At 34.1% G+C, this 14,248-nt stretch carries 7 protein-coding genes, 1 tRNA gene and 2 rRNA genes; 9 read left to right on the top strand and 1 reads right to left on the bottom strand.

Annotated elements, in window-relative coordinates; genetic code table 4:
• Positions 1-314 precede the first annotated feature (314 nt).
• Together metK and ACPYPZ_RS02300 are read left to right on the top strand one after the other, a co-directional pair.
• The gene (gene metK / locus ACPYPZ_RS02305; protein ID WP_426460964.1) at positions 315-1,451 is read left to right on the top strand and encodes a methionine adenosyltransferase; all 1,137 of its coding nucleotides are present in this window, start codon (positions 315-317) and stop codon (positions 1,449-1,451) included.
• On the top strand, positions 1,451-1,891 hold the full coding sequence (locus ACPYPZ_RS02300) for an NUDIX domain-containing protein (protein WP_426460963.1): 441 nt from the start codon (positions 1,451-1,453) through the stop codon (positions 1,889-1,891). Before metK ends, ACPYPZ_RS02300 begins: the two co-directional genes overlap by 1 nt.
• Here ACPYPZ_RS02300 and ligA read toward each other — a convergent pair.
• Entirely contained in the window at positions 1,888-3,882 is a 1,995-nt protein-coding gene (ligA, locus tag ACPYPZ_RS02295) for an NAD-dependent DNA ligase LigA (RefSeq protein WP_426460962.1), read from the bottom strand. The genes ACPYPZ_RS02300 and ligA overlap by 4 nt on opposite strands.
• Before the next feature lie 262 nt (positions 3,883-4,144).
• Here ligA and ACPYPZ_RS02290 point away from each other — a divergent pair.
• The 7 genes from ACPYPZ_RS02290 (at position 4,145) to ACPYPZ_RS02260 (ending at position 14,244) form a co-directional block, all read left to right on the top strand.
• Positions 4,145-5,649: ribosomal RNA gene (locus tag ACPYPZ_RS02290) — 16S ribosomal RNA — on the top strand.
• Between the two features lie 299 nt (positions 5,650-5,948).
• Positions 5,949-8,833, top strand: a 23S ribosomal RNA gene (locus tag ACPYPZ_RS02285).
• The 16S and 23S rRNA genes sit together here with 1 tRNA gene alongside, the layout of an rRNA operon.
• A gap of 236 nt (positions 8,834-9,069) precedes the next feature.
• Positions 9,070-9,145: transfer RNA gene (locus ACPYPZ_RS02280), tRNA-His, on the top strand.
• Between the two features lie 71 nt (positions 9,146-9,216).
• A complete protein-coding gene (locus ACPYPZ_RS02275) occupies positions 9,217-10,470 on the top strand; it encodes a replication-associated recombination protein A (protein WP_426460961.1) in 1,254 nt (417 codons plus the stop codon).
• Positions 10,471-10,473: 3 nt separating this feature from the next.
• A complete protein-coding gene (pheS, locus tag ACPYPZ_RS02270; RefSeq protein WP_426460960.1) occupies positions 10,474-11,427 on the top strand; it encodes a phenylalanine--tRNA ligase subunit alpha in 954 nt (317 codons plus the stop codon).
• Entirely contained in the window at positions 11,417-12,088 is a 672-nt protein-coding gene (locus tag ACPYPZ_RS02265) for a uracil-DNA glycosylase (RefSeq protein ID WP_426460959.1), read from the top strand. The genes pheS and ACPYPZ_RS02265 overlap by 11 nt, the downstream gene beginning before the upstream one ends.
• Positions 12,088-14,244, top strand: coding sequence for a phenylalanine--tRNA ligase subunit beta (locus ACPYPZ_RS02260; RefSeq protein ID WP_426460958.1), 2,157 nt, complete (start codon positions 12,088-12,090; stop codon positions 14,242-14,244). Before ACPYPZ_RS02265 ends, ACPYPZ_RS02260 begins: the two co-directional genes overlap by 1 nt.
• Positions 14,245-14,248 lie beyond the last annotated feature (4 nt).

The following is a 14,248-nucleotide window of genomic DNA, read 5'->3' as shown; positions in this document are numbered from 1 at the left end:
AATAATATTCATTCATAAATATCAAAAAACACCAGTTGATATTTATTCTTAATCATTCATTGATTAGTCATATTCACCACAATTTAAACTATTACACCAGATAGTTTCATAAGGGTACTTACTACACCAGGTAAGTACCTTTTTCTTTGAAATTTTTTAAGAAGTTTTATAATATAAAAACCAAATAAAGCATAAAGAGTATGGTAGCTCGACAGCTGTGACCATTGCCAACCTGCGTTTTGTAAGGTGGATAGTCAGGGGAATACTAACATGCCGAATTTCCTAGCTATGCTTCAAAGACTAGGAGTTTTTTTATGAGAAAATTATTTACAAGTGAGTCAGTAGGTAGTGGACACCCTGATAAACTTTGTGACCAAATATCTGATGCAATTTTAGATGAATATATGCGTTTAGACCCACATGCTAAAGTAGCAGTAGAAGCAATGGCGAGTGGACATAATATTTTCATTGCAGGAGAGGTAAATTCATCAGTTGAAATTGATGTTATCGGTGTAGCAATCAACATTTTAAAACAACTTGGTTACTATACAACTAGAACAAGTTTTCAAACTGATATTAAAGTGCAAAGTCCTGATATTGCAATGGGTGTTGATCAAGGTAAGGAAATCGGAGCAGGTGACCAAGGAATTATGTTTGGTTATGCTACTAACGAAACACCTGAATATATGCCGCTAGCTATTACGCTAGCTCATGAACTTGTAAAAAGAGCAGAAAAATTAAGATTAAATAACTCTTTTAAATGAGCAAAAGCTGATATGAAATCACAAGTAACTTTAGATTATACTGATAGGAATAATGTTTTTGTTGACACTGTGCTTTTAAGTATTCAACATGATGAAAAATTTGATGAAGAAAAATTTAAAGATTTTATTCGCAACGAAATAATCCTTCCAGTGTTAACTAAATATCATTTAGCAGCACCACAAAGAATTTTAATTAACCCAACAGGTAAATTTGTAGTTGGTGGTCCAATTGGTGATACAGGATTGACAGGAAGAAAAATTATTGTTGATACTTATGGTGGAGCAGCACGTCATGGTGGTGGTGCTTTTAGTGGAAAAGATGCAACTAAAGTAGACCGTAGTGCAGCTTATGCAGCACGTTGAATCGCAAAAAACGTAGTAGCTGCTAATTTAGCAGATCGTTGTGAAATTCAAATTGCTTATTCAATCGGTGTAGCTGAACCAGTATCAGTTATGGTTGAAACCTTTGGAACCGCCAAAGTAAATCCAGAAATTATTGAAGAAGCAATTATGCAAACATTCGATTTAACACCTAAAGGAATTATTCAAGCCTTAGACTTACGAAAACCTATTTACCTTCCAACTGCTACCTATGGACACTTTGGAAGAGACGATGTTTCTTTCCCATGAGAACAATTAAACAAGGTTGAAATTTTACAAGCTAAGGTGAAAGAGTTATCTAAATAATGGCTTTAGAAATTTCATGTGGATGTATTGTTTTTAAAGAATTTCAAAAACAAACCAAAGTTTTATTAATCAAACAAAAAAATGGATATTGAACATTTCCAAAAGGTCACCAAGAAGGTAATGAAACCTTCTTAGAAACAGCTAAACGTGAATTACTTGAAGAAACTTCAATTCCAAGTGATCAATATTTAGAAATTATTGATAGTAAAACATATGATAACCAGTATGTATTAGCTAATGGAAATAATAAAGAAGTTCATTTCTTTTTAGCAAAATACTATGGAAGTTTGAATCCAAAAAGACAAATTTCAGAAGTTGATAAAATTGGATTTTTTCCACTTACAAGAGCAATGAACTTAATTACTTATCCAACTAATAAAAAACAACTTCAAGAAGCTTATAGAGATTATCAAATTTGACAAACAAAAACTCGGAATTAAACCGAGTTTTTTGATTCTAATAATTTTAAAAATTGTTCTTCATTTAAAATAGTAATTCCTAAAGACTGTGCCTTATCTAATTTGCTTCCAGCCTCTACACCTGCTAAAAGATAATTAGTATTCTTAGAGACGCTTCCAGATACTTTACCACCCTTAGAGGTAATTAAATCTTTAAAATAATTACGTTCTTTTGATAAAGTTCCAGTAATTACAAAAGTCAGTCCTTCTAATTCGTTTGTTTTTAAGGTTTTTGTTTCATAGTTTAGAACTTGATCTAGTTTTTGAATTAATTCGATATTTGCATCCTTACTAATAAATTCACGAATTGAATCGATAATTTTAGGACCGATGGTATTAATAGCATCAAGCTGGTTTAAATTGATTTTAGTTAAATCATTTAAGCAAGTTAGCTTTTCACAAATAATCTCAGCAACCTCTAATCCAATATGTTTAATTCCGATAGCAAATAATGCTTTATGTAATTGCACTGATTTAGCTTTTTCGATTGCATCAAGAATATTATTAGTTTTTTTATCTTTAAAACTCTTTAAGCTTAAGATTTGTTCTTTATATTCTTTTAAATTAAAAATTGAAGCTATATCAGATAAATATTCTAATTCATAAAATAATCTAATATTCGATTCTCCAAGAGACACAATATTTAAAGCTGGTCGAGAGACAAAATGAATTAAAGTACGTATTTGTTTTTCAGGACAACTATCATTTAAACAAAATTGATCTACTAAATCATTGCTTTGCACTAATTTAGAATTACAAAACGGACAAGTTAATGCTTTAGGTAAAATGCCAACAGAATGTTTTTTAGCTAGCGAGATAATCTTAGGAATAATTTCACCACTTTTAATCACTACAACTTCATCACCTAAATTTATATTCATCGCTTCAATAAATTCATAATTATGTAAAGTTGCTTTAGACACTGTGGTTTGATTTAATTGAACTGGTTCAAGTAAAGCCACGTAAGTAGTTTTTCCAGTTCTACCAATTGATACTTCAATATCAAGAATTTTACTAATTGCTTCTTCTGTTTCATACTTAAATGCAATTGCATATTTTGGAAACTTTGCAGTTTTACCCATCTTATCTCATAAACTTAAATCATTTAATTTTAAAACTAATCCATCACAATCAAATTCAAATGAGTTTTTTAATTCAGCAAAGTTTTCTACATTTTCTAATATTTCATCAATTTCAGTTGCAACTTTAAAATATGGATGAACAGGGAACTGTTTTTCTTTTAAAAAGTTAATTGCTTGTAATTGTGTGCTAATACCATATGTAAGTGGATTAACGATATCATAAATAATTAAATCTAATCCACGTTCAGATACAATGCTTGAATCTAATTGTCTTAATGTGCCACTAGCTGCGTTTCTTGGGTTAGCAAATGTTTTTTGATTATTGTTAAGCAAATAATTATTTAACTCATTAAATTTTGATTTTGGTAAATATACTTCACCACGTACTTCGATTTGATCTAATAAATTGATTTTTTTAGGTACTGATGCGATTTGATAAATATTTTCAGTTACATCTTCACCGATTTTTCCATCTCCTCTAGTAACTGCTTTTATCAAAATACCATTTTCATAATGTAAAGCAATTGATAAACCATCAATTTTAGGTTCTAATATATATTCAAGTTGCTTATGTTGCTCTTTTAAATTTGTGTCTAAGAATTTTGATACTTCATCTAATGAATATGCTTTTGCTAAAGATAGCATAGGTTTCTTGTGGGTATATTTAGTAAATTTATTATCAGATACACCACCAATCTTTAAAGTTGGTGAATCAAATTGAATAAATTGCGGGAATTTACTTTCTAATTCTTCAAGCTCTCTTAGAGCAACATCATATTGTTGATCTGTGACTGAAGGATTATCTTGATTATAATATTCATCATTTCATTGATTAATTTGCTTAGTTAATTCTATTATTCTATTTAAAACTTTATTATTTATTGAATTCATTATTGAGAAAACTCCTTTATATATTATTAATATTATTGCTAATTAAATAATATTTAAAAATAAATTAAAAATATTTTAAATCTCATAAAAATGTGTTATATTTATTAAGCAAATTATTTGCGAAGACGTTCTTAAAATGATTAATAAAAAATATTTAAAATTTATTTTAAAAAAATTATTTTTTGAGTTATAATAGTTAAGCAAACAAATTGCTAAATAAAGTTCTTTGAAAACTAGATATATACAATACATGACAGTCAATTTTTTCGAGAGTTTGATCCTGGCTCAGGATGAACGCTGGCTGTGTGCCTAATACATCCATGTCGAGCGGAGTTCTTCGGAATTTAGCGGCGAATGGGTGAGTAACACGTACTTAACGTGCCCTCTAGATTGGAATAACGCTGAGAAATTAGCGCTAATGCCGGATACTTATTAGTTTCGCATGAAATTAATATAAAAGGAGCGTTTGCTTCACTAGAGGATCGGGGTGCGTAACATTAGCTAGTTGGTAAGGTAATGGCTTACCAAGGCGATGATGTTTAGCGGGGTTGAGAGACTGATCCGCCACACTGGGACTGAGATACGGCCCAGACTCCTACGGGAGGCAGCAGTAGGGAATTTTCCACAATGGACGAAAGTCTGATGGAGCGACACAGCGTGCAGGATGAAGGCCTTCGGGTTGTAAACTGCTGTTATAAGGGAAGAAAAAACAGAGGAGGAAATGCCTTTGTCTTGACGGTACCTTGTCAGAAAGCAACGGCTAACTATGTGCCAGCAGCCGCGGTAATACATAGGTTGCAAGCGTTATCCGGAATTATTGGGCGTAAAGCGTCTGTAGGTTGTGTGTTAAGTCTGACGTAAAAACTTGGGGCTCAACCCCAAATAGCGTTGGATACTGGCACGCTAGAATTGTGTAGAGGTTAGCGGAATTCCTAGTGAAGCGGTGAAATGCGTAGATATTAGGAAGAACATCAACATGGCGAAGGCAGCTAACTGGGCACATATTGACACTGAGAGACGAAAGCGTGGGGAGCAAACAGGATTAGATACCCTGGTAGTCCACGCCGTAAACGATGATGATTAGCTGATGGGAACCATCGGCGCAGCTAACGCATTAAATCATCCGCCTGAGTAGTATGCACGCAAGTGTGAAACTTAAAGGAATTGACGGGGATCCGCACAAGCGGTGGAGCATGTGGTTTAATTTGAAGATACGCGTAGAACCTTACCCACTCTTGACATCTTCCGCAAAGCTATAGAGATATAGTGGAGGCTAACGGAATGACAGATGGTGCATGGTTGTCGTCAGCTCGTGTCGTGAGATGTTCGGTTAAGTCCTGCAACGAGCGCAACCCTTGTCCTTAGTTAGATGATCTAAGGAGACTGCCGGAGTAATCCGGAGGAAGGTGGGGACGACGTCAAATCATCATGCCTCTTACGAGTGGGGCAACACACGTGCTACAATGGACGGTACAAAGAGAAGCAAGACAGCGATGTGGAGCAAATCTCAAAAAACCGTTCTCAGTTCGGATTGTAGTCTGCAACTCGACTACATGAAGTCGGAATCGCTAGTAATCGTAGATCAGCTACGCTACGGTGAATACGTTCTCGGGTCTTGTACACACCGCCCGTCACACCATGGGAGCTGGTAATGCCCAAAGTCGGTTTTGTTAACTACGGAGACAACTGCCTAAGGCAGGACTGGTGACTGGGGTGAAGTCGTAACAAGGTATCCCTACGAGAACGTGGGGATGGATTACCTCCTTTCTACGGAGTACAACGACTTATCTATATATAAGTCATCTTATTACCAGACTATTTTTATTATCAAATATTGTAAATTGTTATGTACTATGTTAATAGTCCATAGATATATCTAGTTTTGAGAGAACTTTCTCTCATTGTTCTTTGAAAACTGAATAGTAAAGATATTACAACGACATCAAATTAAATAAATTAAATTTTGGTTAATTTGTTTTGATTGATACCGAGTAATTATTACAATGTAATAATTTATTGAAATGTCTTTGAATATACATCAACAATAGGTTTATACTTAAATTAACTTTTAAATAAGTAAGAGTTTGTGGTGGATGCCTTGGGTCTGGAAGTCGATGAAGGACGTGATTACCTGCGATAAGCCTCGTGGAGCTGGATATAAGCTACGAAGCGGGGATTTCCGAATGGGGAAACCTAACCAGATTAATCTCTGGTTGCTATGCAATGAATAAAATAGTTGCATTTGCGAGACACGTTGTGAACTGAAACATCTTAGTAGCAACAGGAAGAGAAAATAAATAATGATTTCATCAGTAGCGGCGAGCGAACGTGAAAGAGCCCAAACCAGCATTAGCTGGGGTTGTAGGACTATCTACATAAAGTTACAAATTCTTATCATAGCAGAAATAGTTGGGAAGCTATAGCATAGAAGGTGATACTCCTGTATGCGAAATGGTAAGAACTTTTGATAGTATCCTGAGTAGGGCGGGGCACGTGAAACCCTGTCTGAATCTGCCGGGACCATCCGGTAAGGCTAAATACTAACCAGACACCGATAGTGAACTAGTACCGTGAGGGAAAGGTGAAAAGAACCCCGGGAGGGGAGTGAAATAGAATCTGAAACCACTTACTTACAATTAGTCAGAGCTCGTTAATGAGTGATGGCGTACATCTTGCAGTATGGACCGGCGAGTTATGTTGACATGCGAGGTTAAGTGGAAAAAAGCGGAGCCGCAGAGAAATCGAGTCTTAATAGGGCGTTTAGTATGTCGACATATACCCGAAACCATGTGATCTATCCATGAGCAGGCTGAAGCTTAGTTAACCCTAAGTGGAGGGCCGAACCGTAGTACGCTGAAAAGTGCCCGGATGACTTGTGGATAGTGGAGAAATTCCAATCGAACTTGGAGATAGCTGGTTCTCCTCGAAATAGCTTTAGGGCTAGCGTCCGATGTTAAACTTTGGTGGTAGAGCACTGAATATGGAATGGCCGCGCCTAGCGGTACTGACTATAATCAAACTCCGAATACCATTGTGCATTGTCGGGCAGTCGGAACCGGGGTGCTAACGTCCCGGCTCGCGAGGGCAACAACCCAGATCGTCAGCTAAGGTCCCAAAATCATGTTAAGTCAGAAAGGTTGTGTGATTTCATAAACAACTAGGAGGTTGGCTTAGAAGCAGCCATCCTTTAAAGAGTGCGTAATAGCTCACTAGTCAAGAGATCATGCGCCAATAATGTAACGGGAGTAAAACATGATACCGAAGCTACGGGCACGAAAGTGCGTTAGAGGAGCGTTCTAAATGCGGTGAAGCATAACCGTGAGGATATGTGGAGCGTTTAGAAGTGAGAATGCCGGTATGAGTAACGATTCGTGGTGAGAATCCACGACGCCTATTGGGGAAGGTTTCCTGGGCAAGGTTCGTCCACCCAGGGTTAGTCAGGACCTAAGGAGAGGCTGAAAAGCGTATCCGATGGACAACAGGTTAATATTCCTGTACTACCTTTTATGAGTGATGGAGTGACGGAGAAGGATAGCATTACCCATTATTGGATTTGGGGGTAAGCACCGACTGGTGAGTATAGTTAAATGCGTACTCTATAACCGGAATGTGCGATGCATAGGAACTAGTTTCTGAATTATGTGATTTCATGCTTCCAAGAAAAGCTTCTAAGCGTTTACATATTTGGTACCTGTACCGAGAACGGACACACGTCCCCAAGATGAGTATTCTAAGGCGCGCGAGAAAACCATCGTTAAGGAACTCTGCAAAATGGTCCCGTAAGTTCGCAAGAAGGGACGCCAACGCAAGTTGGCCACAGTAAATTGTGAGGGGCAACTGTTTATCAAAAACACAGCTCTCTGCTAAACCGCAAGGTGATGTATAGGGGGTGAAGCCTGCCCAGTGCCCGAAGGTTAAGTGGATGCGTTAGCTTATGCGAAGCGTTGAAATGAAGCCCGGGTGAACGGCGGCCGTAACTATAACGGTCCTAAGGTAGCGAAATTCCTTGTCGGCTAAATACTGACCTGCACGAAAGGCGCAATGATCTCTCAACTGTCTCAACGATGGACTCGGTGAAATTATGGTCCCGGTGAAAACGCCGGGTACCCGCATCAAGACGAAAAGACCCCATGGAGCTTTACTACAACTTCGTATTGGAACTTGGCCTAACATGTGTAGGATAGGTGGGAGACTTTGAAGTTAAGGCGCTAGCCTTAATGGAGTCGACCTTGAAATACCACCCTTGGTATGTTGAGTTTCTAACCTGCCTCCGTGATCCGGAGGGGAGACAGTGCGTGGTGGGTAGTTTGACTGGGGCGGTCGCCTCCTAAAAGGTAACGGAGGCGTTCAAAGGTACACTCAATACGGTCAGAAACCGTATGTAGAGCGCAAAGGTAGAAGTGTGCTTGACTGCGAGACCTACAAGTCGAGCAGGTGCGAAAGCAGGACTTAGTGATCCGGCTATACGTTATGGAACGGTAGTCGCTCAACGGATAAAAGTTACCCTGGGGATAACAGGCTTATCTTGCCCAAGAGATCACATCGACGGCAAGGTTTGGCACCTCGATGTCGGCTCATCGCATCCTGGAGCTGGAGTCGGTTCCAAGGGTTTGGCTGTTCGCCAATTAAAGCGGTACGCGAGCTGGGTTCAGAACGTCGTGAGACAGTTCGGTCCCTATCTGATGTGGGCGTTGGAATATTGATGAGAGCTGCTCTTAGTACGAGAGGACCGGAGTGGACGTACCGCTGGTGTTCCAGTTGTTCCGCCAGGAGCATAGCTGGGTAGCTAAGTACGGAAAGGATAACCGCTGAAAGCATCTAAGTGGGAAGCCTCCTCAGAGATAAGTATTCCCTTGAAATTCCTTGTAGACGACGAGGTTGATAGGATGGAAGTGTACGTGTAGCAATACATTTAGCTGACCATTACTAATAAATTGATAGGTTTAAAAGTTAAGATGTATATTAGACATTTTAATGAATTATTCATTTACTATTCAGTTTTGAAAGAACTTTACCCAAGAGGGTATTTTTTATATATATTAGACATTTTAATGAATTATTCATTTACTATTCAGTTTTGAAAGAACTTTACCCAAGAGGGTATTTTTTATATAGAAAGTAGTTCTTTCAAAATGTTTTTAAATTGCAAAATAAAGTAAGTAATATGTTATAATTACTTTACATCTGGCGATTGTGGTGAAGTGGCTAACACAGCGGGTTGTGGTCCCGTCATTCGCGGGTTCGAATCCCGTCAATCGCCCCATTTCATCTTATGTCCTAAGCACATCAAACGATGTGCTTTTTTTGATATAATAGAGGTAAATTATATTCAAAATGAATAATATTTTCGAAAGTAAATTAGATATGAAAAAGAACTTAGCAAATGAATTACGTCCAAAAACAATCGATGATTTAGTTGGCCAAGAACATATTAAACTGCTTCTTAAGAAAGTTGCTCAAAATAAATTATTAACTAGTTTTATCTTTTTTGGAGAAAGTGGAATAGGTAAAACATCAGCGGCAATTGCTTTAGCAAATGACTTAAATAAAAAATATGGTTATTTTAATGCTAGCGTAGATAATAAAAGCGATTTAATTGAAATACTAACTAATAATGAAATTATTATTATCGATGAAATTCATCGATTAAATAAAGACAAACAAGATATTCTTTTATCATATTTAGAATTTGACAAAATAATTGTTTATGCTACAACGACTGAAAACCCGTATTTTAAGGTTAATCCTGCATTACGTAGTAGAATGCAAATTCTGCAATTTTTAAAATTAAGTGAAAATGATATTTTACAAGGACTTAAAAAAATAACCGCTAAACATTTTCCTAATTTAAAAATTAGTGATGAAATGCTACTTAATTTAGCTCGTTATAGTGCTGGAGACTTTCGTTCAAGCATTAATAATTTACAAATTTTAGCATTTTTAAAAGATGACGATTCATATGTAACTGAAAAAGATTTAAAGGCTATAGTTCCTAATATTAATTTTTATAGTGATAGTAATTCAACTGCTCATTATAATAATTTATCTGCTTTTCATAAGTCACTTCGTGGTAGTGATGTAGATGCGGCATTATATTATGGGTTTTTGATTTTAAAATCTGGTGATACTGATGGATTATTTAGAAGAATGCTATGTGTTGCGTATGAAGATGTTGGACTTGCAAATTCAAATATCGGAATGCGAACTCTATCTGCAATACAAGTATTTGAACGTTTAGGACTACCGGAAGGTAAATTAGCTATTTCACACGCTATTATCGATTTAGCTCTAGCACCTAAATCAAATTCTAGTTACGAAGCAATGCAAAAAGTAGAAAATATAATCGAAACTGGTAAAATTTATGATATACCTAAGCACCTTAAAGATGCACATTATAAGTCATCAAAATTAATAGGAGATGGTATTGGTTATCAATATCCACACGATAATAAAGCAACACATTGATTACCTCAAGAATATTTACCAAAAGAATTAAAAAATATGAAGTTTTATATTCCTGCTAATAATCAAAATGAGCTAGGATATCAAAAATATTGAGATAGTATAAAGAATATTAAGAAAGGATAATTTATGAAGTTTAAATTAGAAGATATAAATACATTAGAAGATTTAAAACAAGTAAAAGCAAAATTATTTGCACCAGATAGCAAAATTGCAATTTTACAAAAACAACTCAAAGAAGCTAAAGTTGAACTAAAAAAAGAAATCGGTCAAGAAATCACAAAATTAAAAGCTGATTACGAACAATTTTTTAAAGAAGCTGAAGCTAGAATTGAACAACAAAAAATTCAAAGAAAAATTGATTCAGAGTTTGTGGATGTAACTTTACCTACACAAAAAGTAGCCAGCTTACACCCTATTACATTAGTTGAGGAACGCTTAAAAGATTGATTCTTCGCTAATGGATATTACCAAAAAGAAGAAGGTGAAATTGTTTCGGATTTATACAATTTTGATCGTTTAAATATTCCAAGTGATCACCCAGCACGTGCAATGCATGATTCACTTTACTTTAATGCACAAACTTTACTTAGAACCCATAACACTGGAATTACAGCGAAAGTGCTTGAAGAAAATAAAGACACCAAGATTTCTATTTTTGCAATTGGTAAAGTATATCGTAACGATGAAGATGATGCAACTCACTCACACCAATTTACACAATTAGATTTTGTATCAATTGGACATGTTAGTTTTTCTAACTTAATTTGAACATTAAAAAGCTTATTATCATATGTTTTAGAGACAGAAGTAGAAATTCGTTTACGTCCAAGTTATTTCCCTTTTACTGAACCAAGTGTTGAAGTTGATGTTTATTACAATAACCTTTGAATAGAAATTTTAGGTGCTGGAATGTTACATCCTAATGTTTTAAAAGCAGCTGGATATACAGCAGATGTTAATGGTTTTGCTGCTGGTCTTGGGCTTGAAAGAATAACAATGATAAAATATGGATTTACAGATATTCGTGATTTATACCGTAATGACTTAAGAATTGTGGAGCAATTTAATAATGAAAGATAGTTTTTTAAAGATTTTACAAACAGAAGGTCAAAAACCTTATTTTCAAAATATTCTAAACGGATTACAAGAAACAGAAAAAAACGGTAAAAATATTTATCCACATCAAATGGATATGTTTCGCCCATTTGAATTTTTCCAATTACCAGAAACTAAAGTTGTTATTTTAGGACAAGATCCATATCATTCATTAAATGTTGCTGACGGATTAGCGTTTAGTACTAAGCAAGCTAAAACTCCAGCAAGTTTAAGAAATATGTTCAAAGAACTTCAAAAAGATTATCCAAAAACAAAAATTGAAACTAATGATTTAAGTGCTTGAGCAAAACAAGGTGTTTTACTTTTAAATACTGTATGAACAGTAACTGAAAATGAGCCAAATTCTCATAAATCTTTTGGGTGACAACAATTCACTCATGTTGTGCTTGAAAATGTTTTAAAAGAAAATCCAAATGCTATATTTGTGATTTTAGGACGTGAAGCAGAAAAATTTACAAAAGACTTAAATATTAATCCTAAAAATAAAATTGTTCTTTCTCACCCTAGCCCATATAGCTATAAAAAAGGATTTGAAAATGGAGAAATGTTTAAGAAAATCAATAATCGTTTAAAAGCAACTCATCAAGGTGTGATTAAATGAGATTTACTCAAGGAGGTTAAATAATGATTTTATCGTTAAACCAGTTAAATAAGTTTTTTTCAAAAAGAAATTTAACCGCTGAAGAAGTGGAGATTGCTTTAAATGAAATTGGACTTGAAGTTGAAGAAATTAAGCCTTTTTCTGATGTTAGCGGACTTTTATTTGCAAAAGTATTAGAAGTTAAAGATAACCCTAATTCTGACCGATTAGATATTGTTAAAGTTTTAACTAAAAATGGTGAATTACAAATTCAAACAACTAACAGAATATTAAAAACGGGTGATTTAACAGTTTGTTTTCCTGTAGGTGCTACAAAAGGAGAAATGACTTTTAAAGAAGTTAAACTTAAAGGTGAAATTTCTCAAGGGATGTTTGCTGCACTTGAAGAAATTGGATACCAATATGATTTAGTTGAAGAAAAAAATCAAGTATTAGTTTTACCTAATGATTTTGCTACACTTCAAGATGATCCGATGAAATTATTAGGATTAGATGATTATTTAATTGAAATTTCAGTAACAGCTAATCGTAATGATGCTAATTCATATTACTTTTTAGCAAAAGAATTAGCTACATACTTTGAAACTGAATTTAATTTCGAATTAAAAGATGTACAACCAACTTTTGAAAGTAGTTTAGTGGTTAATCCAGGTTTAGCAAAAAAATTAAGTTTTACTGAAGTTAAAGGAAATAAAGTAACTAGTTTACAAGAAAAATTATTTTTAGCTAAACACGGAATATCAAGTAGATTTTCTTGAGCTGTCAATTTAACAAATCTTTGTTTATTATTTACAGGTGCCCCTGCACACGTTTATGATCGAAATACAATTGGTAATAATTTAATTGCTAACTTATATTCTGGTGAGTTAGAAATTTTAGGTAATAAAAAAGTAAATGTACAAAACGTACTTGCTATTTATGATGATGTTTCTCCAATTTCACTAGCTTGTGTTATGGGATTAGAAAAAACTAAAGCCAGTGAACAAACAAATGATTTTGTTTTTGAAATTGGTGTCTTTGATCCTAAAATGGTTCGTCATGGTTCAAAAGAAATTAAATTAGCTTCTAACTCAGCAAATCAAGGTGCTAGAGTTATTACTGAAGAAGTTGCAAAATTAGGAATGCAATTTATTAGAAACTACTGTGAAGATTTAGAAATTTCGCAAACAGTTAATGAAATTACTGAGCTAAAACGTGTTCAAATTAAGTGAGATGATAAAAAACTTAAAAGATATTCAAATGCAACTGATTTAGTTATTTTTGATAAAGCAAAACAACAATTACGCAATTTAGGATTTGAATTTGATAATAATTTAGTTTTTGTTCCGAACTATAGATATGATGTGAAAATCTTTGAAGACTTAATTGAAGAAGTATTTAGATTTTATTCATATAAACAATTCAAACCAGAACCATATATTAATGTTCCAGTAATGATTCAAAAAAGAGATACTAAAAAACAATTATTAACTAAAATTGGTTATAACGAAGCTCGTACATTTACTTTAGTATCTGAAGTAAAAAATAAATTAAATCCTTTTGGATTTATTGATAACTTAAAATTAATGACATATGTTTCAAAAGAAAGAGAAGTGGTTAGAAATTCTATTATTACTTCATTACAAGAAGTTGTTGAATATAACCAAAAACGTAAAATGACTCAAATTGATTTCTTTGAAAAGGGAATGGTAAATAATAATATTTTTGTTTATGGTTTTGCTACAACAACTAAAACTTTCTTTGAACTTAGACAGGATGTAATTAATTTCTTAGGACTAAATAATTTAGAATTTGTACCATTTACTGATAATGAAATGATTCACCCTAATGTTTCTGCAAAAATTATGTACCAAAACAAAATGATTGGATGAATTGGGAAATTACATCCGCAATTTGATAATACAAATGCATTTTATGCAGAATTATTAGATTTAGAATTTAAACACTCAAACAAATTTAAACCAGTTGATTTTAATCCGTTAAAAACAATTGATTTAACATTCACTCTTGAAAATAAAGATCATTTACAAGAAATTACAAATGAAATTAAGAAAACCGCTCAATGCTTTGATATATTTGTAGTTGATGATTATCAAAAAGAACTTACTCATAACATCACATTAAGAATTGTTGCAAACGAAACTGAAATTCAAAAATTAATCGAAAAATACAATGTCTAATCGA

The sequence above is a fragment of the Mycoplasma hafezii genome (assembly GCF_049942695.1).
In the GTDB taxonomy this organism is placed as follows: domain Bacteria; phylum Bacillota_I; class Bacilli_A; order Mycoplasmatales; family Metamycoplasmataceae; genus Mycoplasmopsis; species Mycoplasmopsis hafezii.
Note: the sequence above shows the minus strand (reverse complement) of the source record. Positions and strands in the feature narration are given on the sequence as shown.